Origin of the sequence: Bradyrhizobium sp. CCBAU 53351 (assembly GCF_015291745.1) — a bacterium.
Classification (GTDB): domain Bacteria; phylum Pseudomonadota; class Alphaproteobacteria; order Rhizobiales; family Xanthobacteraceae; genus Bradyrhizobium.
Map to the genome: position 1 here is coordinate 727,881 of NZ_CP030059.1, position 25,376 is coordinate 753,256.

General features: G+C 64.8%; 24 protein-coding genes. 13 read left to right on the forward strand and 11 right to left on the reverse strand.

Going from position 1 to position 25,376, the window contains the following annotated elements; genetic code table 11:
* Positions 1-78: 78 nt before the first annotated feature.
* Positions 79-1,080 carry an NADP-dependent oxidoreductase gene (locus XH83_RS03465; protein ID WP_194405692.1) on the reverse strand — a complete coding sequence of 334 codons (1,002 nt, stop codon included), beginning with the start codon at positions 1,078-1,080 and terminating at the stop codon, positions 79-81.
* 212 nt (positions 1,081-1,292) lie between these two features.
* Between XH83_RS03465 and XH83_RS03470 the strand changes: the two genes are divergently transcribed.
* Both XH83_RS03470 and XH83_RS03475 read left to right on the forward strand, forming a co-directional pair.
* Entirely contained in the window at positions 1,293-2,591 is a 1,299-nt protein-coding gene (locus tag XH83_RS03470) for a dicarboxylate/amino acid:cation symporter (RefSeq protein WP_194405693.1), read from the forward strand.
* A 9-nt stretch (positions 2,592-2,600) separates the two neighbouring features.
* Complete coding sequence (locus XH83_RS03475; protein WP_194405694.1) at positions 2,601-3,554, forward strand: amino acid ABC transporter substrate-binding protein; 954 nt, start codon at positions 2,601-2,603, stop codon at positions 3,552-3,554.
* Positions 3,555-3,749: 195 nt separating this feature from the next.
* Here the strand turns inward: XH83_RS03475 and XH83_RS03480 are convergent, their stop codons facing one another.
* A complete protein-coding gene (locus XH83_RS03480) occupies positions 3,750-4,550 on the reverse strand; it encodes a RimK family alpha-L-glutamate ligase (protein ID WP_194408151.1) in 801 nt (266 codons plus the stop codon).
* A gap of 235 nt (positions 4,551-4,785) precedes the next feature.
* Entirely contained in the window at positions 4,786-4,938 is a 153-nt protein-coding gene (locus XH83_RS03485) for a hypothetical protein (protein ID WP_194405695.1), read from the reverse strand.
* On the opposite strand from XH83_RS03485, the gene XH83_RS03490 reads away from it, so the two are divergent.
* The 3 genes from XH83_RS03490 to XH83_RS03500 all read left to right on the forward strand — a co-directional run bounded on the left by XH83_RS03490 (position 4,937) and on the right by XH83_RS03500 (position 8,052).
* The gene (locus XH83_RS03490; protein ID WP_194405696.1) at positions 4,937-5,710 is read left to right on the forward strand and encodes a ferredoxin--NADP reductase; all 774 of its coding nucleotides are present in this window, start codon (positions 4,937-4,939) and stop codon (positions 5,708-5,710) included. The genes XH83_RS03485 and XH83_RS03490 overlap by 2 nt on opposite strands.
* A gap of 283 nt (positions 5,711-5,993) precedes the next feature.
* Positions 5,994-7,712: an FMN-binding glutamate synthase family protein gene (locus XH83_RS03495; protein ID WP_194405697.1), complete on the forward strand. Its 1,719-nt coding sequence runs from the start codon at positions 5,994-5,996 to the stop codon at positions 7,710-7,712.
* Positions 7,713-7,812: 100 nt separating this feature from the next.
* Positions 7,813-8,052 (forward strand): PilZ domain-containing protein, encoded by a 240-nt coding sequence (locus tag XH83_RS03500; protein WP_194405698.1) that lies wholly within the window; start codon positions 7,813-7,815, stop codon positions 8,050-8,052.
* A gap of 36 nt (positions 8,053-8,088) precedes the next feature.
* Here XH83_RS03500 and XH83_RS03505 read toward each other — a convergent pair whose 3' ends face one another.
* Entirely contained in the window at positions 8,089-9,384 is a 1,296-nt protein-coding gene (locus tag XH83_RS03505) for a hemolysin family protein (RefSeq protein ID WP_194405699.1), read from the reverse strand.
* A 243-nt stretch (positions 9,385-9,627) separates the two neighbouring features.
* On the opposite strand from XH83_RS03505, the gene XH83_RS03510 reads away from it, so the two are divergent.
* A complete protein-coding gene (locus tag XH83_RS03510; RefSeq protein WP_194405700.1) occupies positions 9,628-11,703 on the forward strand; it encodes a methyl-accepting chemotaxis protein in 2,076 nt (691 codons plus the stop codon).
* Positions 11,704-11,931: 228 nt separating this feature from the next.
* On the opposite strand, the gene XH83_RS03515 is transcribed toward XH83_RS03510, so the two are convergent.
* The 3 genes from XH83_RS03515 to XH83_RS03525 all read right to left on the reverse strand — a co-directional run bounded on the left by XH83_RS03515 (position 11,932) and on the right by XH83_RS03525 (position 15,511).
* Complete coding sequence (locus XH83_RS03515; RefSeq protein WP_194405701.1) at positions 11,932-13,896, reverse strand: carbohydrate porin; 1,965 nt, start codon at positions 13,894-13,896, stop codon at positions 11,932-11,934.
* A 405-nt stretch (positions 13,897-14,301) separates the two neighbouring features.
* Complete coding sequence (locus XH83_RS03520) at positions 14,302-14,565, reverse strand: hypothetical protein (RefSeq protein ID WP_194405702.1); 264 nt, start codon at positions 14,563-14,565, stop codon at positions 14,302-14,304.
* Positions 14,566-14,704: 139 nt separating this feature from the next.
* On the reverse strand, positions 14,705-15,511 hold the full coding sequence (locus tag XH83_RS03525) for a creatininase family protein (RefSeq protein ID WP_194405703.1): 807 nt from the start codon (positions 15,509-15,511) through the stop codon (positions 14,705-14,707).
* 153 nt (positions 15,512-15,664) lie between these two features.
* Here XH83_RS03525 and XH83_RS03530 point away from each other — a divergent pair, with 153 nt between their 5' ends.
* The 6 genes from XH83_RS03530 to XH83_RS03555 all read left to right on the forward strand — a co-directional run bounded on the left by XH83_RS03530 (position 15,665) and on the right by XH83_RS03555 (position 20,473).
* On the forward strand, positions 15,665-16,687 hold the full coding sequence (locus XH83_RS03530; RefSeq protein ID WP_194405704.1) for an ABC transporter substrate-binding protein: 1,023 nt from the start codon (positions 15,665-15,667) through the stop codon (positions 16,685-16,687).
* Between the two features lie 10 nt (positions 16,688-16,697).
* Positions 16,698-17,513 (forward strand): ABC transporter ATP-binding protein, encoded by an 816-nt coding sequence (locus XH83_RS03535; RefSeq protein ID WP_194405705.1) that lies wholly within the window; start codon positions 16,698-16,700, stop codon positions 17,511-17,513.
* Positions 17,510-18,319, forward strand: coding sequence for an ABC transporter permease (locus XH83_RS03540; protein WP_194405706.1), 810 nt, complete (start codon positions 17,510-17,512; stop codon positions 18,317-18,319). Before XH83_RS03535 ends, XH83_RS03540 begins: the two co-directional genes overlap by 4 nt.
* Complete coding sequence (locus XH83_RS03545) at positions 18,319-19,308, forward strand: 2-hydroxyacid dehydrogenase (RefSeq protein ID WP_194405707.1); 990 nt, start codon at positions 18,319-18,321, stop codon at positions 19,306-19,308. Before XH83_RS03540 ends, XH83_RS03545 begins: the two co-directional genes overlap by 1 nt.
* Complete coding sequence (locus XH83_RS03550) at positions 19,308-20,000, forward strand: AprI/Inh family metalloprotease inhibitor (protein WP_194405708.1); 693 nt, start codon at positions 19,308-19,310, stop codon at positions 19,998-20,000. The genes XH83_RS03545 and XH83_RS03550 overlap by 1 nt, the downstream gene beginning before the upstream one ends.
* A gap of 98 nt (positions 20,001-20,098) precedes the next feature.
* On the forward strand, positions 20,099-20,473 hold the full coding sequence (locus XH83_RS03555) for a hypothetical protein (RefSeq protein WP_194405709.1): 375 nt from the start codon (positions 20,099-20,101) through the stop codon (positions 20,471-20,473).
* 135 nt (positions 20,474-20,608) lie between these two features.
* On the opposite strand, the gene radC is transcribed toward XH83_RS03555, so the two are convergent.
* Positions 20,609-21,322 carry a DNA repair protein RadC gene (gene radC / locus XH83_RS03560; RefSeq protein WP_194405710.1) on the reverse strand — a complete coding sequence of 238 codons (714 nt, stop codon included), beginning with the start codon at positions 21,320-21,322 and terminating at the stop codon, positions 20,609-20,611.
* Between the two features lie 40 nt (positions 21,323-21,362).
* Positions 21,363-22,319, reverse strand: a complete 957-nt coding sequence (locus XH83_RS03565; protein WP_194405711.1) for a DMT family transporter — start codon at positions 22,317-22,319, stop codon at positions 21,363-21,365.
* A 128-nt stretch (positions 22,320-22,447) separates the two neighbouring features.
* On the opposite strand from XH83_RS03565, the gene XH83_RS03570 reads away from it, so the two are divergent.
* A complete protein-coding gene (locus XH83_RS03570) occupies positions 22,448-23,044 on the forward strand; it encodes a bifunctional transcriptional activator/DNA repair enzyme AdaA (protein ID WP_194405712.1) in 597 nt (198 codons plus the stop codon).
* Positions 23,045-23,058: 14 nt separating this feature from the next.
* Here the strand turns inward: XH83_RS03570 and map are convergent, their stop codons facing one another.
* Both map and XH83_RS03580 read right to left on the reverse strand, forming a co-directional pair.
* Positions 23,059-23,877, reverse strand: coding sequence for a type I methionyl aminopeptidase (gene map, locus XH83_RS03575; RefSeq protein WP_128920286.1), 819 nt, complete (start codon positions 23,875-23,877; stop codon positions 23,059-23,061).
* 122 nt (positions 23,878-23,999) lie between these two features.
* On the reverse strand, positions 24,000-25,316 hold the full coding sequence (locus XH83_RS03580) for a mechanosensitive ion channel family protein (protein ID WP_194405713.1): 1,317 nt from the start codon (positions 25,314-25,316) through the stop codon (positions 24,000-24,002).
* Positions 25,317-25,376 lie beyond the last annotated feature (60 nt).

Consider the following 25,376-nt stretch of genomic DNA (forward strand, 5'->3'; position numbering starts at 1 on the left):
TCGCGAACGATATCATTGGCCGCTTCGGCCTCTACCGCAAGTAGATTGTGCCGGCGCGAATGCGATGAGCCGACGTCGTCAGAGTCTGACCATGCGCTTGCCGCGGTTCTCGCCCGCGAGCAGCCCGATCAGCGCCTTCGGCGTGTTCTGCAATCCGTCGATGATGTCTTCCTGCACCTTCAGCTTGCCGGATTTGACCCAGCCCTGGAGATCGGCGAGCGCGCGGGGGCTCTCCTTCATGTAGTCCATCACGATGAAGCCCTGCATGACGAGCCGCTTCACCACGATCAGGCCCGGCACGCCGCGCGGGCCGTGCGCTGCGGGCGCGCCGTCATATTGCGAGATCGCGCCGCAGCAGGCGATGCGGCCGTAATTGTTCATCTGGGGCAGGCAGGCTTCCAGAATGTCGCCACCGACATTGTCGAAATAGACGTCGATGCCCTTGGGCGCCGCCGCGCGCAGCGCCTTGAACACCGCGCCGTCCTTGTAGTCCACGGCGGCGTCGAAGCCGAGCTCGGAGGTCAGCCAGTTGCACTTGTCCGCGCCGCCGGCGATGCCGACCACGCGGCATCCCCTGATCTTGGCGATCTGTCCGACGATCGAGCCGACCGAGCCTGCGGCCGCGGAAACCACCACGGTCTCGCCCTCCCTGGGCTTGCCGATCTCGAGCAGGCCGAAATAGGCGGTGAGGCCGGCGATGCCGAATACGCTGAGCAGATGCGTCATCGGTTCGAGCTTCGGCATCTTGGTGAGGTGCTTCGCCGGCACCGCGGCAAATTCCTGCCAGCCGGTGTCGCCGAACACGATGTCGCCGGCAGCCAGGCCCTCAGCCTTCGAGCTGACCACCTCGGCAATGGCGCCGCCGGCCATCACGCTGTTGGCCTCGACCGCGGAGCGGTAGGTCGCGCCGTGCATCCAGGCACGGTTGGCGGCGTCGAGTGAAATGTATCGCACGCGCAGCAAGGCCTCGCCGTCTTTCGGTTCCGGCACGGCACCGTCCACCATCTTGAAATGCTCGGGGCCGAGCTTGCCGCTGGGTTTTTCGACCAGCAGAATTTGGCGATTGGTGCTGCCGCTCATGGCGTTTCCCTCTTTGATCGTCTTGACGATTATTGATGCAGCCGCCGCAAACAAAACGAGCAGGCCGCATGCGTTGTGCGCTGCGTGAAGGCTAGATCGCGGCGTGCGATTTCACAACGGGAACATCGTGAAAACGCGATCACACGCAAAGCGTGTTGCGTCGCTCAAATATCTGCGACATCATGAAGCGCCGGTGTACGTGGGGGTAAGCGATGTCGAACAGGTTCACGCAATACATTCTGGCCGCGATGGTGCTCGGCATCGTCATGGGGGCAGCGATCTACAACTTCCTGCCCGACACGCGCGCCGAGTGGGCCTCCGCCATCAACCTGATCGCCATGATGTTCCTGCGCCTGATCAAGATGATCATCGCGCCCCTGGTGTTCGCGACCCTGGTCGGCGGCATCGCCCATATGGGATCGGGCTCCAAGCTCGGCCGCATCTTCGCCAAGACCATGGGCTGGTTCATCAGCGCCTCCTTCATCTCGCTGCTGCTCGGCCTGATCATGGTCAATTTGCTGCAGCCCGGCGCCAACTTCCCGGGCACGCTGCCCCAGGCCGGGCAATCGACCGGCCTGCCGGTGTCGGCCTTCTCGATCGAGAAATTCCTCACCCATCTGATCCCGACCTCGATCGCGGATGCGATGGCGCAGAACGAGATCCTGCAGATCGTGATCTTCGCGGTGTTCTTCTCGGTGGCGATGGGCTCCATGCCCGAACGTTCGAAGCCGATCCTCGCGATGATCGACGACGTCGGCCATATCATGCTCAAGGTCACGAGCTACGTGATGCTGTTCGCGCCGCTCGCGGTGTGGGCCGCCATCACCGCGACAGTCGCCAAGAACGGCCTCGCCGTGCTCTGGAAGCTCATCGTCTTCATGGGCGGCTTCTATCTCTCGCTGATGATCCTGTGGGCGATCCTGGTCGTGGTCGGCTTCGTCGTGATCGGGCCGCGCTACAGTCATCTGTTGAAGCTGGTTCGCGAGCCGCTGATGATCGCGTTCTCGACCGCGAGCTCGGAGGCGGCCTATCCGAAGACGCTCGAGGCGCTCAACCGCTTCGGCGCCTCCTCGCGCATCTCCAGCTTCGTGCTGCCGCTCGGCTATTCCTTCAATCTCGACGGCACGATGATGTACTGCACCTTCGCGGCCGTCTTCATCGCGCAGAGCTATCACATCGACATGTCGCTCGGCACCCAGCTCGCGATGCTGGCGACGCTGATGATCACCTCCAAGGGCGTCGCCGGCGTGCCGCGCGCCTCGCTCGTCGTGATCGCCTCGACCTTGGCGCAGTTCAACATCCCCGAGGCGGGCCTGTTGATGATCATGGGCATCGACACCTTCCTCGACATGGGCCGCAGCGCCACCAACGTGATCGGCAACACGCTGGCGACCTCGGTCGTGGCCAAATGGGAAGGCGAGCTCGGGCCTGAGCACGCGATGGGACCCGGCGATGCCGTGCCTGATGACATGATTCCCGGCGAGGTGCCCGCGATGGCCGGCCATGGGTAGGAGCGAACCATGGGCCAGATCCTGGCGAGGTCGTTGACCTCAGGCCGCCTGAGGCTCGCGGCATCGTTGCTCGCGACCTCCTTGTTGGCTGCGTCGTTGTTCGCGACCCCGGCGCTCGCGCAGACCGGCGAAGGGCTGAGCCCGACGCTGTCGGCCATCAAGACGGCGCACACCGTGCGGCTCGGCTATCGCGAGAGCTCGCCGCCGTTCTCCTTCCTCGACCAGTCGGGCCGCCCGATCGGCTACAGCCTCGAGCTCTGCGAGGCGATCGTCGAGGAGATCGGCGTCGAGGTCGACGACCCCAATCTCAAGATCGACTACGTCAAGGTCACCTCGGACGGCCGCATCGACGCCGTGCTGCAGAACAAGATCGACCTGGAATGCGGCTCGACCACGGCCAATGCCGAGCGCGGCAAGCGCGTCGCCTTCTCGCCGCTGATGTTCGTCGCGGGCACCAAGCTGATGGTGGCGAAAGCATCCACCGTGCAGTCGCTGGTTGACCTGAAGGGCAAGACCATCGTGGTGACCAGGGGCACCACCAACGAGCAGGCGATCCAGGCGGCGGACAAGAAGTCCGCATTGGGGCTGAATATCGTCGCCGGCACCGATCACGAGCAGTCCTACCAGATGCTCGCCGACGGCAAGGCGGACGCGTTCGCGACCGATGACATCCTGCTCTTCGGGCTGATCGCGCGCCACAAGGCGCAGGACAAATTCCGCGTCACCGGCGATTACCTGTCCTACGATCCCTACGGCATCATGTTCAGGAAAGGCGAGCCGCAATTGTCCGCCGTCGTCGAGCGCGCCTTCCGTAAGCTCGGCTCCAACCGCGACCTCGTCCCGCTCTACAACAAATGGTTCACCGCGCGACTTCCGACCGGCGAACGCCTGAACGTGCCGATCTCGCTGCAGCTGGAGGAGGCGTTCAAGGCGATGGACGATTCGGCGAGCGCGAATAATTAGTTCACGCTCGCGCCGCGAACTCGCTGCCTTCCCTTCTCCCCTTGTGGGAGAAGGTGGCGCGAAGCGCCGGATGAGGGGTATCTTTCCGCTCATTCGGATGAGAGTTGGATTCGCGGAGAGAACCCTTCACCCGTCTCACCGCTTCGCGGTGAGCCACCCTCTTCCACAAGGGGAGAGGGGGCAGCGAGTTCTCCGCTAATTTTCCCCAAACACCCGATCCAGCGCCGCGTCATATGTCGCCTGCACCAGCTCCGGATGCAGCTTGCCTAACGCTTCCATCATCACGCCGGAATTGATCTCGAGCACGCGCCATTCGCCGTCGACGCGCACCACGTCGATCGACGCAAACACAATGCCGGTGGTGCGCGCGGCCTCGGTCGCGAGCTTCACGCAGGCCGCACGAGTCTCGCCATCCGCCAGCAGCACCGGCTTTGCGCCGGCATCGAGATTGTGCCGCCAATCCGTGCCACGCTCCTTGCTGTAGACGATTAGGGGCACATCATCGAGCAGCACCACACGGACCTCGTCCTCGATCGCGACATAGGGCGAGATCACGAGCCCGGTGCTCATCGAGAAAACCTCGCCCGTTGCGTGGTCGAGCTCCGCCTCATTCGTCACCTTGAACACCGAGCGCCCCGATGTTCCCTCGTTCGGCTTGATCACCACGCCTTGAGGATTGTCGTGGAGCAGCTCGAGCATCGCGTCCCGCCAGTCGGCGCCAACGACGTTCCCGCCCAGCTTCGGATTGAGGAAGAGGTGATGCGCGATGCAGGGCACGCCCGTGAGTGCCAGCACCTCCGATGTCGCCGATTTGTCATTGGCGAGACGATGCGCGACGGCGCTGTTGAGGCCGATGTCGTAGCCGAAGGCGAAGCGCCGCTCGTTGCCCCGGCGCATCGCGATCAGCCAGCCGCCGGCGCGGACATCGACGGCGATGCCGTGGTCGGCACAATAGCGCCGAATTGCCTGAACGAAGATTCGCTCGCCGCCTGCCATCTGCCTCAACCGTTCGTTTCGATCAGTCCTGGCGCGAAAAGCCGCAAAAATGCGGGGATCGGCGCCAAGCGGGGTGGAAATCAGAGCTATTCTTAATGAAATTCTCGCGAGCGCGACGGAAATTAAGTGCTGCAATCGAGGTCCGGAGGGAAAAGAAATTGCCCTTCCTGCAAGCCGGGCAGCAGATTCATTAATCCTGCGGCCAATTCAGCCGCAAATGCCGGTTTGATCGGCATCAATTGCACCCGAAACGAGGTTGATTATTGGTCTCAATGGCGTAGATCACACACGCGAAATCCTCCGCCATGGCAATGGTGTCCGCCCCGTTTTCAGGGCCGGGCAACGCTTTTGCCCCAAAACCGCAATTATTCGGAATATCGAAAATCATGAGCGCGTTTTACCGAGAGAAGGTTCTGTCCGTTCAGCACTGGACCGACACGTTGTTCAGCTTCCGCGCCACGCGCGATACCGGTTTCCGCTTCCAGAACGGCCAGTTCGCCATGATCGGCCTCGAAGTCGACGGCCGTCCGCTGCTGCGCGCCTACAGCATGGCGAGCGCCAACCACGAGGAAGAGCTCGAGTTCTTCTCGATCAAGGTTCAGGACGGTCCGCTGACCTCGCGCCTGCAGAAGATCAAGGAAGGCGACACCATCCTGGTCGGCCGCAAGGCGACCGGCACGCTGATCACCGACAACCTCATCCCCGGCAAGCGGCTGATGCTGCTCTCGACCGGCACGGGCCTCGCGCCGTTCGCGAGCCTGATCAAGGACCCCGACGTCTACGAGCAGTTCGAGTCCATCGTGCTGGTGCACGGCTGCCGCCAGGTCTCCGAGCTCGCCTATGGCGAGAAGCTGGTCGCGAATTTGCGCGAGGATGAGCTGTTCGGCGAGCTGCTCGCCGACAAGCTCGTGTACTATCCGACCGTGACCCGCGAGCCGTTCAAGAACCGCGGCCGCATTACCGACCTCATCAACTCCGGGCAGATCTTCACCGACATCGGGCAGTCGCCCCTCGACATCGAAACCGACCGCATCATGATGTGCGGCAGCCCGGCGATGCTGGAAGAGCTGAAGGTGATGTTCGAAGGCCGCGACTTCATCGAAGGAAGCGGCAACAAGCCTGGCCATTTCGTGATCGAGAAGGCGTTCGTCGAGCGGTAAGCGCCGCTCGCAGCCATCAATTCAGCTGCCGTCCCGGGTCTGCGCTGGCGCTTGCCCGGGACGACACCGGCGTTTGTGGCGTCAGCCGCGGGCTTGCTTTCCATTGCGCCGCCTGTACCGGCCCCGCCGTCCGAACATCCCCCTTTGCTGCACCGCACCCCGCCCATCGGGCTGATTGATTTGTCTCGGCCAAATTCGCTAGCCTGAAACAAGGGCCGCGTCATATCCGTATGACAGGCGAGGGCGTATCGTACTGCCTCATGCTGGCGAGAGGATCGGAATCGTGGCCAACGACACCAAGACGCAGGAATCCGCCCAATACTCAGCCCCCCAGCACGCATCCCCCAAACGCCTGCCGCTGGCGGAAGAGGGGATCATGGAAACCCTGCTGCTGCCATTCTCGCCGCGCTTCATCGTGCTGACGATCTGCGCGGTCGTCACCGCGCTGTTGATCGGCATCGGCATCGCCGACCGCAAGATCTTCGACATCCTCTTGGTGCCGATCCTGATTTTCGGCGCGCTGACGCTGCTCGGTGTCCGCGATCTCCTGCAGAAGAGCCACGCGGTGCTGCGCAACTATCCGATTTCGGCGCATATCCGCTTCCTGCTCGAAGAGATCCGCCCCGAGATGCGGCAATATTTCTTCGAGAGCGAGAAGGACGGCATGCCGTTCTCGCGCGACACCCGCGCGGTGGTCTATCAGCGTGCCAAGATGGAGCTCGACAAGCGTCCGTTCGGCACCCAGGAGGACGTCTACCGCGAGGGTTATGAGTGGATGCATCACTCGGTCGCGCCGAAGACGCACGCCCAGGAGAAATTCCGCATCACCATCGGCGGCCCCGACTGCAAGAAGCCGTATTCGGCATCGGTGTTCAACATCTCAGCGATGAGCTTCGGCGCGCTCAGTCCGAACGCGGTGCGGGCGCTCAATGCCGGCGCGAAGAAAGGCGGCTTCGCGCATGACACCGGCGAGGGCGGCGTCAGCCCCTATCATCGCGAGATGGGCGGCGACATCATCTGGGAAATCGGCTCCGGCTATTTCGGCTGCCGACGTCTGGACGGCGCCTTCGATCCCGAGGCGTTCGCGCGCGTCGCCGGCGACGACCAGATCAAGATGGTCGAGCTCAAGGTCAGCCAGGGCGCCAAGCCCGGCCATGGCGGCGTGCTGCCGGCGGCAAAAGTCTCGGAGGAGATCTCCAAGATCCGCGGCGTCGCGATGGGCGAGGACTGCATCTCGCCGGCCTCGCACCGCGCGTTCTCCACGCCGACCGGCATGATGCAGTTCATCGCCGAGATGCGCCGCCTCTCGGGCGGCAAGCCGGCCGGCTTCAAGCTCTGCATTGGTCATCCCTGGGAATTCCTGGCGATCTGCAAGGCAATGCTCGAGACCGGCATCTATCCTGATTTCATCGTCGTGGACGGCAATGAAGGCGGCACCGGCGCGGCGCCGCTGGAGTTCATGGATCATCTGGGCATGCCGATGCGCGAGGGCGTCAATTTCGTCCACAACGCGCTGATCGGCATCAATGCGCGCGACCGCATCAGGATCGGCGCGTCCGGCAAGATCGCCACCGCCTTCGACATGGCGCGGGCGATGGCGATCGGCGCGGACTATTGCAACTCGGCGCGCGGCTTCATGTTCTCGCTCGGCTGCATCCAGTCGCTGAGCTGCCACACCGATCGCTGTCCGACCGGAGTGGCGACGCAGGATCCGACGCGGGCGCGCGCCCTCTACGTGCCGCTCAAGATCGATCGCGTGCACAATTATCACCACGCGACGCTGCATTCGTTGACCGAGCTGATCGCCGCCGCGGGCCTCGAGCATCCGCAGCAGCTGCGTCCGATCCATTTCAGCCAACGGACGTCGACGACGCAGGTGCAATCCTTCGCCCAGCTCTATCCGGCGCTGCGTCCGGGCGAGCTGATCGACGGCACCGAGGACCCGCGCTTTAGCGATGCCTGGCGGATGGCACGGGCGGACACGTTCCAGCCGGTGCTGTAGCGGCACCGCTTCGCCCCACCGCGATACCGGTCCGCACAATCACGCCGAGAGCGGGGCGGGCTTTTAACGGTTGGTTCAACTTTGGGTGTAAATTGTGCCCATGGACGAACGACGCGACAAGGCGAGACATCGTGTGCTGAAGGCCGGAACGATCGAGTTCGGCGGCGGCGCGATCGACTGCACCGTCCGCAACCTGTCCGACACCGGCGCTGCGCTCGACGTCACCAGCCCGGTCGGCATCCCCGAACATTTCACGCTGTTTGTCCCGGCCGACGGAGCCCATCTGTCCTGCACCGTGGTCTGGCGCAAGGAGAAGCGGATCGGCGTGCGGTTCGGGTGAGGGGGAGTTGGAGCGCTATTCGCGACGCCGCTCGCCTCATCCCGTCTCGACCTCGCTCAACCGGCTCGCCAAGATCTTGTCGATCCGTCGTCCGTCGAGATCGATCACCTCGATATGCCAGCCGCCGAAGTCGAAGGCATCGCCGGTGTCGGGCAGCGCGCTGAATTGTTGCAGCACGAGGCCCGCCACGGTGTTGTAACGGTGCGGCGGCAATTCGACGCCGAGCAGCTCGCCGAATTCGTCGACCGGCATCCAGCCGGAGATCAGGAATGAATCGTCTGCGCGCCTGACATAAGCCGGCTCCGGCGGTCCCGCTTCAGAATGGAAGGCGCCGACGATCGACTCGAGGATGTCGGCGGCCGTCACCATGCCTTCGAAGCCACCATATTCGTCGTAGACGAAGCCGACATGAACCGGAGCAGTTTTCAGAATGGTCAGCACGTCGCGCGCGTCTGCCGACGCCGGGATGCCGGGCGCCTCGCGCACCAGCGCGCGCAGATCGGGCTCGCGTTCGTTCATAAAGGCGACCAGGAGGTCCTTGGCCTGGAGCACGCCGATCGGCTTGTCGCGGTCGCCGTCGGAGACGGGAAAGCGCGAGTGCGGGCTCTTGGCGATGATCTCCTGGATGGCGGCGAAATCGTCGTTCAGGTCGATCTCGTCGACCTCCGTGCGCGGCGTCATGACCGCGCCCACCGGACGGTCGCCGAGCCGCATCACGCCGGCGATCATCTCCTTCTCGCCGGGCTCGAGCACGCCTGCGCTCTCGGCCTCGCTGACGAGGTGATGGATCTCGTCCTCGGAGACCTTCTCCTCGGACTTGCCGCCGCGGCCGAGCAAAGTGAGGATCAGCTTGCCGGAGAGGTCGAGCAGGAAGACCAGCGGCAGCGAGACCTTCGCGAGAATGTGCATCGCCGGCGCGACCCTCACCGCAATGCTCTCGGGGTCGCGCAGCGCCACCTGCTTCGGCACCAGCTCGCCGACGATCAGGGTGGCGTAGGTGATCAGCGTGACGACGAGGCCGACGCCCACGATGTCGGCAACGCCGGGGGACAGGCCGAGCTCGAGCAGCCATTGCGTCAGCCGCTGTCCGAGCGTCGCGCCCGAGAACGCGCCGGAGAGCACCCCGACCAGTGTGATGCCGATCTGCACCGTCGAGAGGAACTTGCCGGGATCGGCCGCCAGGGTCAGCGCCCGCTCGGCGCCGCGCACGCCCTTGGCCGCGAGCAGCGACAGCCGGGCCGGACGAGACGAGACCACGGCCAGCTCGGACATGGACAGGAGGCCGTTGATGACGATCAGGACGACGACGATGACGAGTTCGACGGAGAGCATCGGGTTTCCGAGGTAAGGGAGTGTGGCCGGATTAGCGGCACACGCCTTGATATAGGTATTCGGCGAGGAAATGCCGTCAATTTTGCCGCATCCGAACGCCCCAGGGAACCCGCGCGCGACAATGGTCCCGGAGATCCGCGACCACCTGACACTCCGCGGAACTACGGAGCGATGCTTAACGGCCCCTTAGTGGCCCGCCGCTAGGTTTTCGAGATTGCAGAAATGTATTCGGGGGACCCAAAGATGCGGATCGGGAAGCTTTTCGCGCTGTCGATGCTGACGGTGACGGTTTTTGCGGTCATCCTCGGCGCCGAGGTGCTGATACCCCAGACGCGCATCTTCACGAACCGCTCCGACGCCATCAAGACGGTCGATGCCTTTGGTGCGATGCTGACGGTCAGCCAGCATGTCGCCGGACTTCGTGCGCCCTACATCTCGCCGATCTTCCAGGAAGGCGTTGCGACGCAGGCGCAGAGCGAAGCGGCCGGGAAGGCTGCGAAAGCGGCCGATGCCGGATTCGAGGCCGCAAGGCGCGCCGTCCTGGTGCTCGATGACAGCGCAGCGATGATCGAAACCCTGGATCGCACCGCCCGACGGCTGAAGGATATCTATACTGCGGCAGACCGCGCGATGAGCGTTCCCCTGGCGGCACGCGACAGTGCCGTGGTCAAGGGCTTCCTGCCCGCCGTTGCCGAAGTCATCAGCAACATCGAGCCCATCATGAACCGGCTCGAAGGGCAGGTCGTCAATGCCGATTCCTCGCTCGCGGCGCTCTTGAGCCTGGCGCGGACCGCACAGGATCTGCGTGTCTCGGCCGGCAGCCGCGCCGCCACACTGTCGCCGGCGCTGTCCGCGCGTCGCCCGCTCGTAGCGGCCGAATTCTCGCTGATGGACCGCATGCAGGGGCGTGTCGAAGCCGACCGCGAGCGCATCGAAGCCGGCATGCAGCAGCTCGGCAATCCGCCCCGCATCGCCTCCGCACTGAAGGCTGCGACGGAATCCTATTTTGGCAAAGCAGCTCCGATCGTGGACAAGGAGATGCCCGCGGCAAGAGGCGACGGCAAGTATGGCACCAACGCCGAGGAGCTGGCGAACGTCATCGTCCCCGCCATCCAGATGTTCTACGGCGTGCGCGACGCCGCGCTGGCCGAAGCGGCCGAGCGTGCCATTGCTGCGCGCAACGGCGCCCTGGCGATGCTGGCGTTGGCCGGCGTTGCCGTGCTTGCCCTGCTCGGAACCCTCGGTGGCGTGACCATGATGCTGCGCAGCCGCGTGGTGACGCCGCTCGGCCGGATCGCGGACGTGATCGGAACGCTCGCCGCTGGACAGCACGACGTCGAGATTCCCGCGACGGGCCGCAATGACGAGATCGGCCAGGTGGCGGGCTCGCTGCAGCACTTCAAGAATTCCTTGCTCGCCAAGAAGCAAGCCGACGAGGCGGCCGCGGTCGAGGCCGAGGCGAAGCTGCGGCGCAGCCAGCGCATGGACCAGATCGCGCGCGAATTCGAAGCCATGATCGGTGACGTCATCAACACGGTGTCGTCGGCCTCGTCCGAGCTGGAAGTGTCCGCGGGCACGTTGACCAGCACGGCCGATCAATCGGAGAAGGTCACCGCAACCGTCGCGGCCGCCTCCGAACAGGCTTCCACCAACGTGCAGACCGTGGCCGCGGCGGCCGAGGAGATGGCCTCCTCGGTCGACGAGATCAGCCGCCAGGTGCAGGACTCCGCGCGGATCGCCGGTGAGGCGGTGCAGCAGGCCGGGCGGACCAACGACCATGTCGGCGAACTCGCCAGGGCCGCGGGGCGGATCGGCGACGTCGTCGAGCTCATCAGCCAGATCGCGGGCCAGACCAATCTTCTCGCCCTCAACGCCACCATCGAGGCGGCGCGCGCCGGCGAGGCCGGGCGCGGCTTCGCGGTCGTCGCCTCCGAGGTCAAGGCGCTCGCCGAGCAGACCGCCAAGGCCACCGGCGAGATCAGCCAGCAGATCTCGGGAATTCAGGCCGCGACGGACGAATCCGTCGGCGCCATCAAGGCGATCGGCGACACCATCACCCGCATGTCGGAGATCGCGTCCGCGATCGCCTCGGCGGTCGAGGAGCAGGGCGCGGCCACGCGGGAGATTTCCCGCAACGTGCAGCAGGCCGCGCGCGGCACCCAGCAGGTCTCCGCCAGCATCGTCGACGTCCAGCGCGGCGCCAGCCAGACCGGCTCGGCGTCCGCCAACGTGCTCAATTCCGCGAGATCGCTGTCCGGCGAGAGCACGCGCCTCAAGATCGAGGTCGGAAAATTCCTGGACGCCATCCGCGCGGCGTAGAGCTCGAGCGTCTCTCTCCGCTCAGAGAGACAATCACATTTGAAAAGCGACGTGCCCGCGGCCCATCCTTCGAGACGCGCGCAAATGCGCGCTCCTCAGGATGAGGACGGAGTGTGCGGCTGCAGCTTCAACGGGCGCTGACGCTGCTGAGCCTGATCCTGAGGAGCCCGCGCAAGCGGGCGTCTCGAAGGACGAGGCGCGCGCCCGGACGGCGCCGTCAGTCGTCGCTCAGAACTCGCCGTGCAGCCGTCCTGAGAACACCGACACCGGGCCGCGGTCGGCATTGTAGGCGGGGTTGACGATGAGCTGGTAGTCGGCCGTGAAGGTCAGCGCCTTGTTCAGCGCGTAGGCGTAGTAGGTCTCCAGCACGCGTTCCCTGCGGTAGTTGAGCCGGCCATCGCCAATCAAGGGGCCGAGGCCGCCGGCGGCGATGAAGTCGCGATGGTCCTGCGACAGCGCGTTGACGGCGCCCGCAAGTGCGACGACGTCGTCGGGCCGGCCCCATCTCGTTCCTTTCACCGAGACGCCGCCGGACAGGCTGCGGTCGATGTCCGTGAAGGCCATGATCTCGTTGCGGCCGTCGTTCCAGCTCCAGCGGCCGAACACGCCGAAATCGTCGGTGATCGCCTGCTCGACGTTGAAGGCGTAGCCATATTTGATACGGCCGCGACGGGTCTGGGTGATGTCGACGCCGAATGCCGGATTGTCCAGCGTCTCGCGATAGCTGCCGGAGAACGCGCTGTTGACGAAGCCGAGCGTGCGCAGCTTGCCGGGCATGCCGAATAGTGAATAGCGCGTCTCGAGCTCCATGACATATTCGCCGCGGCGGCCGACATTCATGTCGAAATTGTTCGAATTGGAAACAGCGCCCACCAGGAAGTAGCCGGCGCGCAGCGCCCACTGCTTCTGATTCAATTCCGCGGTGGCGCCATAGCCCAGGCCGAGCTTGTCGGCGGCATAGTCGAAGGCGCCCGACGCCCAGATCGACCAGTTCATGAAGTCCTTGCGCGGATCATGCGCGTAGGAATTGCCGTCGAATACGTCGACCACGGAGAATTTGCCGACCTGCAGGGTCAGGCGTGAGACGTCGACCTTGCTCGCGAGTTGAAACTGACCGCTGGCAAGCTCCTCCTGCTCGCCGCCGAAGCCGAAGGTGTGGCGCACGAACAGCCGCGAGGCGTTGAAATGCGGATAGGGGAAGCCCGACTTCTGCGCTTCGCCATTGGTGAAGCCCGCGGCGCCCGTCGTGTTGTTGAAACCGAAGCCCTGGAGTAGCTCGGGATTGAAATAGACCTCGCCGCCGTCCCACAGCCGCGCATTCAGATAGAGCGAGTTGCTCCAGGTCTGCTGGAAATCCGGGGACGGCAGCAGGCTGTTGGGCCCGGTATAGGGCGCGCGGAACGCCGGGTAGCCCTGCCCCAGCGCGGTCGACTGGCCGTGGATCTCCCAGCGGTTCGACTCTGTGTCGGTGACGTCCGACTTCGGATTGTAGGTCGGCACGCCCGGCCAGTCGATCTTGCGATTGAGACCGATCCGCAGGCTGTGAAAATCCATCGACGAGGCATATTGCGCGCCGGAGGGGAAGGTGACGTTGGCGTTGTCGAACTTGCTGTAGAGATATTCGAGCCGCGCGGTCCAATGCGGGGCGAAGGCATATTCGGCGCCGCCGCCCGCGGTCCAACCGAGCCGTGTGTGCAGCACCTTCTCTTCGACGCCGCCGTTCGGCGTCGAGAGAAAGCGCTCGCCGGTGAAGGCTGCGCCGCCGGTGGCGTAAAACAGCCAATTGCCGCTGGTGTAGCCGAGCCGCGCGCGCAGGCTAGCGACATAGTCCCAGCGTTCCTCCGCGAACGACAGCGCGGTCCCCGTCGACGACACCACGTGGTTGGAGGGCAGATAGTTCGGAAAGGAAATGTCGCCTTCGACGCCGAGCAGCAGGCCCGAATTGAGGCGCCAATTGTAGCCGGCCTGCACGCCGCCGGTCGCGCCGGTGAAGACGTTGTTGTCGGTTGCGAACAAGGGATCGGTCAGCGTCGCCGATGAGGTGCCGCGGGTGACGCCGACATGCGCGCCGATATAGAGGCCAGTCCAGTCATAGACCGCTTTCAGCGCCGGCGCCTTCAGCGGCAGATCGGCGGCACGGCTGGCGGCGGGAACGGCCAGCACGCCCGAGGCGATTGCCGCAGCTGTCCGCAAGTACCTGAAGCGATAGCCCCTCAACGTCACAACGCCGCCCCCAACACACGAATGGTCCCCATTCGCCGCAGCCGACATCCCTGCCGATTCGCGACGATCCTGTCATCAGGTCCTTGGCTTGTTCACGCGATCTGTCGAGATGATCTCGGTTCGGCGCGATTTCTTCCAAGGTTCCAGATCTTGGCACGAACATTATTGCGATTAATTCGCAATAGCAACTGGCGTGGATTGTCACATGGAGTGTTTCGCATCGCTGTGTGACGGGACGGCAACAAATTCGAGGGGGCCGAAAAGAAGACCCCGCCCGGGGGGGACAGCCGGGCGGGGTCGGGGGCACGACACGGGGTGGATGAGGCGCCCGTGTCGGACGCAGGATCCACGAGAGATCGGCCTCAGGTACTCAAATCAGTAGCAGGTACGAACGCGGCCGACGTACTGGCCGAAGGCGTTGTACTGGGCGACCCAGCCGCAGCGGTGATAGCCGTAGTAATAGGGGTCGTTGCTGGCGGCGATCGCAGAGCCGACGACGGCGGCAGTGGCGATGCCGGCACCGACACCCCAGACCCAACCGGGCTGCTTGGCTTCGGCCGAGGAGGTGGTGGACACGATGCTGCCGGTGACGGCGAGGGCAGCGAGGGCGACGGCGGCAATCTTGGTCTTGATCGACATGTGAAACTCCATCCGGGTTGAGGCGGTCCGTTGTGGCCCGCGTGCCCAGTTTGACGGAGGCTCCACGCGTCCGGTTCGAATGCGGCAAAGCCGCTGCCGGACCTGTGAACTTTCTCGAATGATTCCAGCAGGATATGGGCTAGCCCAGAGGCCCCTTGGCGAGCCTGTTCACGTCGAAGTTATCGACCTCTTCAAGCAATTCGCAAAAGGCCCTCGCGCCCTGGTCGAGCAGCCGCTCGCCTTTCGCAGGCTCAGCCAATGTCGCGTTGCCGACTGCGCCGCTGGCGTTGAGATCCTGCGCCTGCCAGGCAAAGGGCGCGGGCCGCTGCGTCGACAGCCAGCGATATTGCTTCGCCATCGCGACACTGCTCGCGGGAAAATCCGCGACCGCATCTTTCCGCACCTGATCGGGATAGCGCGCCAGCATGATCGAGGTCTCGATCGCGCCGCCGTGGATGCCGTGACGCACTTCCTCGGCCGGGAACAATTGATCCGCGCCCGACAGCCGTGACCACGATGTCGTCACCACGAACAGCTTGTGATGCGCGCGCAGGTCCTGCGCGACCAGCATCATCGCCGCGCTGTTGCCGCCATGGCTGGTGATGATGACGAGCTTCTTCACGCCGCGCCGCGCGATGTCCTCGCCGATCCCGGTCCACCGCTTCAGCGCCGCTTCGTTCGGCAGCGTCTGCGTGCCCGGATAGTCGATATGCTCGGTGGAGATCCCGATCGGTTCAACCGGCAGGAACGTCGCTGGAACGCTTCCCGGCAACAGTTCGCGCACGCGGGCCAGATAGGCGTCAGCGATTAGCACGTCTGTCGTGAGCGGCAGATGGGGGCCATGCTGTTCGGTCGCCGCCAGCGGCAGCACCGCGATCCAGCGCGCCGTCTCCGCGGCGGGCGCATCGGCCCAGCGGATTGCGGTCCAGTCGTGGGACGGCGTCATCAAGGTTTCTTTGCCCGAATTTGTCACGTAATTTGCGCTATCAGGGGATGCGGACCCGGCTGGTTCGCGTCCCCTGATGTCATGCGGTTCTATCGCGTTGCGTTCATATGAGCCAGATGCGATTGGGTTTTAAGCGATCGACGGAGTGCCATTATGCCCCCCATTCACATGCGGCGAACGCTCATTGCGGGCCTCTTGGCCGCTTTCGTCTGCAGCATCCCGGCGCGCGCGGAGACGCTCGACAAGGTCACCTTCGGCACCAATTGGGTCGCCGAGGCCGAGCACGGCGGCTTCTTCCAGGCGGTGGCCGACGGCACCTACAAGAAATACGGGCTCGACGTCACCATCGTCCCCGGCGGCCCCAACGAGAACAACCGGATGCTGCTGATCGCCGGCAAGATCGATTTCTTCATGGCCGCGAACACGCTGATGTCGTTCGACGCGGTCGCCAACAACGTTCCCGTCGTGACCATCGCCGCGATCTTCCAGAAGGATCCGCAGGTGATGCTGACGCAGCCGGATGCCAAGGTTGCGAAGCTCGAGGACCTCAAGCCGCTGACGCTGTTCGTCTCCAAGGAGGGCATGGGCAGCTATTTCCAGTGGCTGAAGTCCGAATACGGCTTCAGCGAGAAGAACGTCCGCCCCTATAATTTCAATCCGCAGCCCTTCATCGCCAATCCCAAGAGCGCCATGCAGGGCTATGTCACCTCCGAGCCGTTCGCGGTGGAAAAGGCGGCGGGCTTCAAGCCCAACGTGCTGCTGCTGGCCGACTATGGCTTCAACACCTATTCGACCCTGATCGAGACGCGCCGCGACATCGTCGAGAAGAAGCCCGATCTCGTCCAGCGCTTCGTCGATGCCTCCATGGTCGGCTGGTACAACTACATCTATCGCGACAATTCCGCCGGCAACGCCATGATCAAGAAGCTCAATCCGGAGATGACCGACGATCTGCTGGCCTATTCCGTCGCCAAGATGAAGGAGCACGGCATCGTCGATTCCGGCGACAGCTTGAAGAACGGCATCGGTGCGATGAGCGACGAGCGCTACTCCTCCTTCTTCAACAAGATGGTCAAGGCCGGCGTCGTGAAGGCGGATCTCGACTTCCGCAAGTCCTACACGCTGCGCTTCGTCAACAAGGGCGTCGGCGTCGAGCTGCGTCCGAACAAGCCGTAGCGCAAGGTCGATGTCTGCAGTCAAGACCTCGTCCGCCGTCGAGACCGGCCTGTCGCATCTCGCCGTCAGCCTGCGCGGCGTGACGAAGACCTATGACAACGGCATCACGGCGCTCGGCCCGTTCGACCTCACGGTCCGCAAGGGCGAGTTCATCTCGCTGCTGGGCCCGTCCGGTTGCGGCAAGTCGACGGTGCTGCGGCTGATCGCGGAGCTCAGCGCGCCGTCCTCCGGGATCGTGCGGGTGGCGCGCCACGAGGGCGAGGCGCAGCCGGGGCACGGCATCGGCTTCGTGTTTCAGGAGCCGACCCTGATGCCCTGGGCCAGCGTGCGCGAGAACGTGCGGCTGCCGCTGAGGCTTGGCGGTGTGCCGAAGTCCGAGGGACGCGCGCGTGCGGACGCTGCGCTGGCCAGCGTCGGGCTCGCCGATTTCGCAGATAGCTTTCCGCGCGAGCTCTCCGGCGGCATGAAGATGCGGCTGTCGCTGGCGCGCGCGCTCGTCACCGATCCCGACATCCTGCTGATGGACGAGCCGTTCGCCGCGCTCGACGAGATCACGCGCTTCCGCCTCAACAACGACCTGCTCGCGCTGTGGCGAGCCCTCGGCAAGACCGTCATCTTCGTCACCCATTCGGTGTTCGAATCCGTCTACCTGTCGCAGCGCGTGGTGGTGATGACGGCACGGCCGGGCCGCATCCAGGCCGACATCCGCATCGAGACGGTCGAGCCGCGGGGCGAAGAGTTTCGCACGTCGACCGCTTACGGCGACTACTGCCGCAAGGTCTCGGGCGCGCTGGCGCCGTCCTATTCGGGGCAGTCGCTGCTATGAGCGCGCAAGCCCCCGTCACCGCGCAGCCGCAAGGCGCGCTGCGCCTGATGCTTCCCGTCATCGTGTTCGCCGCCGGTCTCATCGCCTGGGAACTGGTGGTCCGCCTCAAGGAGATCCCGCCCTACGTGCTGCCGGCGCCCTCGATCATCGTCCTGACACTGTTCAAGGACTGGGCCGTGCTGTCGCAATCGCTCGTCACCACGCTCCTGACCACACTCGAAGGTTTTATCGCGGCCAGCATCGGCGGCATCGCGCTGGCGCTGTTGTTCAACCAGTCGAAATGGGTGGAATATTCTCTCTTTCCCTACGCGATCGTCCTTCAGGTCACCCCGGTGATCGCAATTGCGCCGCTCCTGCTGATCTATTTGGAACAGCAGACCGCGGTCGTGGTCTGTGCCTTCATCGTCGCCTTTTTCCCGGTGCTGTCCAACACCACGCTCGGGCTCAATTCGGTCGATCGCAACCTCACCGGCCTGTTCCAGCTCTATGGCGCATCAAAGCCCCAGACCCTGCGGTTTCTCAAGCTGCCCGCCGCACTGCCCTACATTCTCGGCGGCCTGCGCATCGCCGGCGGCCTGTCGCTGATCGGCGCGGTCGTGGCCGAGATCGCTGCGGGAACGGCGGGCGCCGGCTCCGGGCTCGCCTACAGGATCGCGGAATCAGGCTATCGATTGAACATACCCCGCATGTTCGCAGCGCTGCTTTTGTTGTCGCTCGCCGGGATTGTCATCTATGGGGTGCTGGCGCTAGTTTCGCACCTCGTTTTACGGCGCTGGCACGAGAGCGCGCTTGGAAAGGAAAACTGATGGCTGCCGGTTCGATTTCGTCCGAGAAGATCGACCTTCTGATCTATGGGCCGGTGCGGCCGATCCTCGAGAACGGGTTTTCCGATCATTTCGTCGTGCACAAGGCCGAGACGCGCGGCGACCTCGAGCGGCTGACGCCGGCGATCCGCGAGAAGATTCGCGGCGTCGCGGTGACCTATCACACGGTGCGCGCCGACAAGGACTCGCTGTCGCAGCTGCCCAAGATCGAGATGGTGGCGAGTTTCGGCGTCGGCTACGACCATATCGACGCCAAATATGCCGCCGAGCACAACATCATCGTCACCAACACGCCCGACGTGCTGACCGAGGAGGTCGCCGACGTCGCGATGGGCCTTCTGATCTCCACGCTGCGCGAGTTCATCAAGGCCGACCGCTATGTGCGCTCCGGGCTCTGGCAGACCCAGAACTATCCGCTCAGCGTCGGCTCGCTGCGCGACCGCAAGGTCGGCATCGTCGGCATGGGCCGGATCGGCCAGGCCATCGCGCGCCGGCTCGATGCCTCGCTGGTGCCCGTGGTCTATCACTCGCGCAATCCGTCCAAGGACGTCTCCTACAAGCACTATCCTGACCTGATCGAGATGGCGAAGGCGGTGGACACGCTGATGGTGATCGTGCCCGGCGGTGCCTCGACCAACAAGATGATCAATGCCGAGGTCTTCAAGGCCCTCGGCCCGCGCGGCGTGTTGATCAACGTGGCGCGTGGCTCGGTGGTCGACGAGCCGGCTTTGGTGCAGGCGCTGAAATCCGGCACGATCCTCGCCGCCGGCCTCGACGTGTTCGCGGCCGAGCCGACGGTGCCGGACGAGCTCAAGACCATGCAGAACGTCGTGCTGCTGCCGCATATCGGCTCGGCCTCGGTGGTGACGCGCAACGCGATGGACCAGCTCGTGGTCGACAACCTCAAATCGTGGTTCTCAGGCAAGGCGCCGTTGACGCCGGTTGCCGAAACGCCGTTCAGGGGGCGCTGATGAGAAGCCTTCAGGTCGTTGCATTCGCGATCGCGGCCTCGCTGGCCGCGATCGGCGCTGCGCATGCGCAGGATGCAACGAGCCTGAAGAAGTCGATGCCTGGCCAGTGGGAGCTCTCGACCACCGAGCGCAGCAAGACCTGCGTCGTCACGATGAAGGCCAACGCCGCGGGCCAGGCCTTCAAGCTGGAGCTGGAGCCGGCCTGCAAGACGGCGCTGCCCTTCACCAAGGATATCGTCGCCTGGAGCGTCAGGGGCCTCGATATCGTTCGTCTGCAGGACGCGACCGGTGAAGCCGTGATCGACTTCACCGAGGTCGAGGCCGGCATCTTCGAAGGCCTGCGCCAGGGTGAGGGCGTCTACATCCTGCAGGATCTCGCCGCCGCCCGCTCGATGGCGAAGTCGATGGACCAGATGATCGGCGATTGGTCGATGGTGCGCGGCAACGGCCAGCCGGTGTGTGCGCTGACGCTGACCAACACCGAGGCGAGCCCCGACAATTTCCAGGTCTTCCTCAAGCCGAAATGCGACGCGACCATCGCGCAGTTCAACCCGACGCAATGGCGGCTCGAACGCGGCCAGATCGTCCTGATGTCGAAATCGGGCGCGGCCTGGCAGTTCGAGGCCGACGACAACGCGCAGTGGCGGCGCGTCCCCGACACTGCCGATCCCCTGATCATGCTGCGTCAATAGGCATCCCCGCCGTCACCGCGGCCGAACGGCGACGCTCCCAGGCGGAACCCGCCGACAGGGCATTCCGTTGACGGATGAGGTGATTCTGGAGGTCCGGCATGGCCAAGCGCATCCTCGCAATCGGCATCGAGCCCGGCAATGCCGATTACAGCGCGTTCCCGCAGCTCACGCCCGAACATGTCCGCAGCTACATCGAGGCCCAGCTGCTGCGTCTGCGCGGCCTCGGCTTCGAGGTCACGAGCTGCCTGATCGATCTCGATGCGACGGCCGAGGCCGCCGTCACCGCGGCCTTCCGCGACGAGCACTTCGACTGCATCGTGATCGGCGCCGGCCTGCGCGAGCCGAGGGAGCGCCTGCTGCTGTTCGAGAAGGTGCTCAACCTCGTCCACCGCCTCGCGCCGGATGCCGCGATCTGCTTCAACACCACGCCCGCCGACACCGCCGAAGCGGTGCAGCGCTGGGTGGAGCCGTGACGGCCGGCTGACCCGGATAGCGAGTCAGCCCGTGGTCTGAAAGGCTTGAACCAACGCTTTGCGATACATCGCATCCTTTTCCCGCAATGAGCCGCTGCGCGCCGCAAGCATGGTCGTGGGTATCAGCGGCGTGGCCTAAATCAACCGCATCCCGCGCAGGCTCGCATGTCCGCCTTTGCCCACGATAATGTGGTCGTGCACCGCAATCCCGAGCGGTTTTGCGATGTCGATGATGGCCTTCGTCATCTGGATGTCGGCCTGCGAGGGCGAGGGATCGCCGGAGGGGTGGTTGTGCACCAGGATCAACGCGGTCGCCGATAATTCCAGCGCGCGCTTGATCACCTCGCGCGGATAGACCGGAGTGTGGTCGACCGTGCCGGTCTGCTGCACCTCGTCGGCGATGAGCTGGTTGCGCTTGTCGAGAAAGAGCAGGCGAAATTGCTCCTTGTCGGCGAACGCCATGCTGGAGCGGCAATAGTCGATCACCTCGTTCCAGGACGACAGCGCGTTGCGGCTGTTGACCTCGCCCCTGGTCACGCGGCTCGCGGCGGCCGCGATCAGCTTAAGCTGGTTGATCGCGGCTTCGCCGATGCCGTCGACCTCGCGCAGCCGCGCCACCGGCGCATGCACGACCTCGGCGAACGAGCCGAAAATCTTGATCAGCGTCTTTGCGAGAGGTTTCGTGTCCCGTCGCGGCAGCGCCGGAAACAGCGCCATCTCCAAGAGTTCGTAGTCGCTGAGCGCATCGGCGCCGGCATTGTAGAAGCGCTCGCGCAGCCGTTCGCGATGGCCGTGATAGTGCGGCACCTCGTCAGGCTTGCTCTTGTCGTGGTCCGGCTTGGCGGGCATCGGCCACCAGCATCGCCGGGGCCTAGCGCTTTTGCAACCGTCAATTGCGGGGCGCGCCGGCCGGCGTCCCGGCGGTCGGTGCGAGCGCGGGCACCGTGACCGCCACTACCCCGGCGAGAATGAGCGCCATTCCGGCAAGACTGGCCCAGGTCAAGTGCTCGCCGAGAATGGCGGTACCTAACGCTACGGCGAATCCAGCGCGCAGATAGCTCCCGCTGGTCGTGGCGAGCGTGCCGAGCGTATGTATCAGGCGGAAATAGATCACCATCGCCAGGGCCGTGCAGACCACCCCGAGCGCGATCACCGCCGCAATCGCCTGCGCGGGTGGCTGTTCCAGCCTCCAGGGCTGTTCGAGAGCCGCGGCGGTCGGGAGCATCAGCACCGCAGCGCAGCTCATCGCCCCTGCCGCGGTGACGACCGTGGGCAGACCCGAAAACCGCTGCCCCCAGATCGGTGCGAGCGCGTAACTGAAGCTCGCGCCGAGCACCGCCGTCTGGGCCAATGGCGACGCCGTGCCGATCCCAGACAGCGCATCGATCCCCATGGTCAGGGCGACGCCCGCAAGGCCGAGAACGACGCCGGCGATCTTGCGCCCGCAGATCGCCTGCCGTCCGCGCCCGGTCATGACAGCGATCGCCAGCACAAACATCGGCGGCGTTGCATTGAGCACGCCGGCGAGCCCGCTCGTGATATGCGTCTCACCCCAACTGATCAGGGTGAACGGCAGCGCGCTCTGCAGCAGCCCCTGCACGACGAAGGCGGCCCAAACTGATGTCTGGCGAGGAAGGGAGTGCCCCTGCGCGGTCGCAATCAGGATCAGGAGAATCGCTGCGATGGTCACGCGAGCGGCGACCATCGTGAACGGCGGGATCGTGGCAACAGCGAGCTTGATAAGCGTGAATGAGGAGCCCCAGATCAGCGAGAGCAGCAGCAGCAGCCCGGCCTCGATTGGGAGACTGATCTGTCCCGACGTCGTGTGTCGTTCCTGTGTGCTCATGCGATCTGCTCCTGGGATCGGCACCATGATCCAGGGCTGCGGCGCGGGCTGGCTGAATTCGGACCTCATCGCCCGATGGTGTCCGATTTCGGCTACTCGGTGCGCTGCGTCGAAACTATGATTTGGTAATGGTGAAGACTTCAGCCGAGCGGCAAACGTTGCCACCGCATCTCGACCGGGAGACCTGCGATCGGGCACGCCTTTCGCGCGCCCGCGGGTTCGACGGCCTGTTCTTTTCCGGGGTGCGCTCGACGCGCATTTATTGCCGGCCGGTCTGCCCGGTTCGCCCGGCACGCTCGGAGAACGTCACCTTCTATGCGACCGCGGCTGCGGCCGAGCGGGCCGGCTTTCGCCCCTGCCTGCGTTGCCGCCCTGAATCGGCGCCGGGTTCGCCCGCCTGGATGGGGACGGCCACCACCGTCGCGCGCGGCATGCGCTTGATCCACGACGGCTTTCTGGACGGGGCATCGATGACCGAGCTTGCGGAAGCGCTTGGCGTCGGGCCGCGTCATCTGCTGCGCCTGTTCATGCGCCATGCCGGCGCGAGCCCGAGCGAGATCGCGGCAACCCGGCGCGTGCAGGAAGCCAAGCGTCTGATCGATCAGACCGACATGAATTTGGCGGAGATTGCGTTTGCGGCGGGCTTCGGCAGCGTGCGCAGATTCAACGACGCGTTTGCCGCTACCTACAAGAGGGCGCCGTCGTCATTCCGCCGCCGTCGATAGAGGACGCGACCGGCTCACCCGATCTGCTTCTCGCCGTGCCGTTCCGACAGCGTGAAAATCTCGACACCCGTGGCGGTGACGCCGACGGAGTGCTCGAACTGTGCCGAGAGCGAGCGGTCGCGGGTGACGGCGGTCCAGCCGTCGGAGAGGATCTTCACATGCGGCTTGCCGAGATTGATCATCGGCTCGATGGTGAAGAACATGCCGGGCTTGAGCTGCACGCCTTCGCCGGGGCGGCCAATATGGATGATGTTCGGCTCGTCGTGGAACATGCGGCCCAACCCATGGCCGCAGAAATCGCGCACCACGCTCATGCCCTGCGGCTCGACGAAGCTCTGGATGGCGTGACCGATGTCGCCGGTGGTGGCGCCGGGCTTCACTGCGGCGATGCCGCGCATCATCGCTTCATACGTCACCTCGATCAGCCGCTCCGCCTTGCGGGCGATCGGGCCGATCGCATACATGCGGCTGGAATCGCCGTACCAGCCGTCGACGATGAAGGTGACGTCGATATTGACGATGTCGCCTTCCTTCAGCGGACGGTCGCCGGGCATGCCGTGGCAGACCACGTGGTTGAGCGAGGTGCAGGTCGAATAGCGATAGCCGCGATACATCAGCGTCGCCGGATAGGCGCCATGGCTGAAGGCGAAGTCGCGGACGAACTGGTCGATGCGCTCGGTCGGCACGCCCGGTCCGACGATGTCGGTGAGCTCGTCCAGGCACTTCGCCACCAGCGCGCCCGCCTTGCGCATGCCGGCGAAGGCGGCCGGCCCATGCAGCTTGATCTGTCCGGTCTTGCGCAGCGAGGTATCGGTGGCTTCGACGTAGCTCATGCTTGTGCGGTCTTTTCGGGCTGATCGCGATTGTCGGCGGAAAGGCTTGATTTCAGGCCCTAATTTAATGATTGCCGGCATTCATGCAAGCCGAGCCTTCCGCCCTCGTGTCCGAAAGCGGCCTAATTCGGGACTTCTACGGTGGTTTCCACCGGCAGCGCGCCGCCGCGGATGCGGATTTCGCGGACGGGGTAGGGAACCCGGATGCCCTCCCGCTTGAAGGCGTCCCACAGCGCCAGCATCACGTCGCTCTTGACCTTGTCCATGCCGTCAGGATCGGCGATCCAGAAGGTCAGCGAGAACTTCATCCCGGCTTCGGCGAACTCGGTCAGGATGCAGGTCGGCGGCTTGCCCTTCTGCGCGCGCGGATGGGCTTCCGCGGTCTCCGCCGCGAGCTTGCAGACCAGTTTCGGGTCGGCGTCGTAATTGGTGCCGAAGGCGATCTTCACCAGCGTGTTCTTGTCGGTATAGGTCCAGTTGACGACCTTCTGCGTCACCAGATCCTCGTTCGGCACCAGGAACTCGCGGCCGTCGCCGGCGGCGACGGAAATATAGCGCGTCTTCATCGCGCTGATGCGGCCGGTATTGTCGCCGATGGTGACGAGGTCGCCGGGCTTCACCGACTTGTCGGCGAGCAGGATGATGCCCGAGATGAAATTGGCGACGATCTTCTGCAGGCCGATACCGATGCCGACGCCGACCGCGCCGGAGAACACCGCGAGCGCCGACAGGTCGATGCCGACCGCGCCGAGCGCGATCACGATGGCGACGGCGAGAAGCCCGATGCGGATGATCTTGACCAGCAGCACCTGCACCGACGGCGTCAGGTCGCTGGTCGCGTTGATCCGGCTCTCGGCGAAATTGCTGGCGATGTTGGTCGCCCAGAGCGCGATGAGGAGGAGCGCACCGGCCTTGAGCGCCAGCAGCGGGGTCAGGCGGAGGCCGCCGAGCACGATCGCGTAGGCATCGAGCAGGTCGACGGTCGCATCGAGCTGGCCGAGGATGGACAGCGCGGCGACGAACCACGCCGTGATCGACACCAGCTTGACGATGAAGGCATTACGCAGCACCGAGGTCACGAGCCGGATCGCGAGCCAGGCCAGCCCGAGCTTGGCGGCGACCATCAGCAGGTAGGAGCGGCTCGGCCAGGTCGCATGGTACATCACCACGCGCGAGACGATCACCGACAGCGTGAACACCGCCGTCGAGGCGCTGGAGACCATCACCCGGGCGAAGTGCCGGAGCGGCAGCGGCCAACGCATCGCCAGCGAGGTCATGTCGACCCGGTTGCGGACGGCGGCCTCCGCCGCATAGGCGATGCCGGCCGCGGCCAGAATGAGGCCGAATTGCAGGTAGAACCAGGGCGAGGAGATTTCCGCCCCGACGCTGCGCGCGGTGGTCTGCACGAACTCCATGAAGTCCTTGAGGTCCATGTCCATCGGTCTCGTCGGCAAGCGGGGAGGAATTGATTCGAGGGAGCCGCAGAATCCCACAAGGGA

Coding starts and splice junctions, on each gene's coding strand:
- XH83_RS03580 (WP_194405713.1), bottom strand. CDS start 25,316: ATGGACATGGACCTCAAGGACTTCATGGAGTTCGTGCAGACCACCGCG.
- XH83_RS03485 (WP_194405695.1), bottom strand. CDS start 4,938: ATGATTTTCGATATTCCGAATAATTGCGGTTTTGGGGCAAAAGCGTTG.
- XH83_RS03500 (WP_194405698.1), top strand. CDS start 7,813: ATGGACGAACGACGCGACAAGGCGAGACATCGTGTGCTGAAGGCCGGA.
- XH83_RS03550 (WP_194405708.1), top strand. CDS start 19,308: ATGAGAAGCCTTCAGGTCGTTGCATTCGCGATCGCGGCCTCGCTGGCC.
- XH83_RS03555 (WP_194405709.1), top strand. CDS start 20,099: ATGGCCAAGCGCATCCTCGCAATCGGCATCGAGCCCGGCAATGCCGAT.
- XH83_RS03465 (WP_194405692.1), bottom strand. CDS start 1,080: ATGAGCGGCAGCACCAATCGCCAAATTCTGCTGGTCGAAAAACCCAGC.
- XH83_RS03535 (WP_194405705.1), top strand. CDS start 16,698: ATGTCTGCAGTCAAGACCTCGTCCGCCGTCGAGACCGGCCTGTCGCAT.
- XH83_RS03570 (WP_194405712.1), top strand. CDS start 22,448: ATGGTGAAGACTTCAGCCGAGCGGCAAACGTTGCCACCGCATCTCGAC.
- XH83_RS03540 (WP_194405706.1), top strand. CDS start 17,510: ATGAGCGCGCAAGCCCCCGTCACCGCGCAGCCGCAAGGCGCGCTGCGC.
- XH83_RS03565 (WP_194405711.1), bottom strand. CDS start 22,319: ATGAGCACACAGGAACGACACACGACGTCGGGACAGATCAGTCTCCCA.
- XH83_RS03475 (WP_194405694.1), top strand. CDS start 2,601: ATGGGCCAGATCCTGGCGAGGTCGTTGACCTCAGGCCGCCTGAGGCTC.
- XH83_RS03530 (WP_194405704.1), top strand. CDS start 15,665: ATGCCCCCCATTCACATGCGGCGAACGCTCATTGCGGGCCTCTTGGCC.
- XH83_RS03505 (WP_194405699.1), bottom strand. CDS start 9,384: ATGCTCTCCGTCGAACTCGTCATCGTCGTCGTCCTGATCGTCATCAAC.
- XH83_RS03545 (WP_194405707.1), top strand. CDS start 18,319: ATGGCTGCCGGTTCGATTTCGTCCGAGAAGATCGACCTTCTGATCTAT.
- XH83_RS03480 (WP_194408151.1), bottom strand. CDS start 4,550: ATGGCAGGCGGCGAGCGAATCTTCGTTCAGGCAATTCGGCGCTATTGT.
- XH83_RS03490 (WP_194405696.1), top strand. CDS start 4,937: ATGAGCGCGTTTTACCGAGAGAAGGTTCTGTCCGTTCAGCACTGGACC.
- XH83_RS03470 (WP_194405693.1), top strand. CDS start 1,293: ATGTCGAACAGGTTCACGCAATACATTCTGGCCGCGATGGTGCTCGGC.
- map (WP_128920286.1), bottom strand. CDS start 23,877: ATGAGCTACGTCGAAGCCACCGATACCTCGCTGCGCAAGACCGGACAG.
- XH83_RS03510 (WP_194405700.1), top strand. CDS start 9,628: ATGCGGATCGGGAAGCTTTTCGCGCTGTCGATGCTGACGGTGACGGTT.
- XH83_RS03525 (WP_194405703.1), bottom strand. CDS start 15,511: ATGACGCCGTCCCACGACTGGACCGCAATCCGCTGGGCCGATGCGCCC.
- radC (WP_194405710.1), bottom strand. CDS start 21,322: ATGCCCGCCAAGCCGGACCACGACAAGAGCAAGCCTGACGAGGTGCCG.
- XH83_RS03520 (WP_194405702.1), bottom strand. CDS start 14,565: ATGTCGATCAAGACCAAGATTGCCGCCGTCGCCCTCGCTGCCCTCGCC.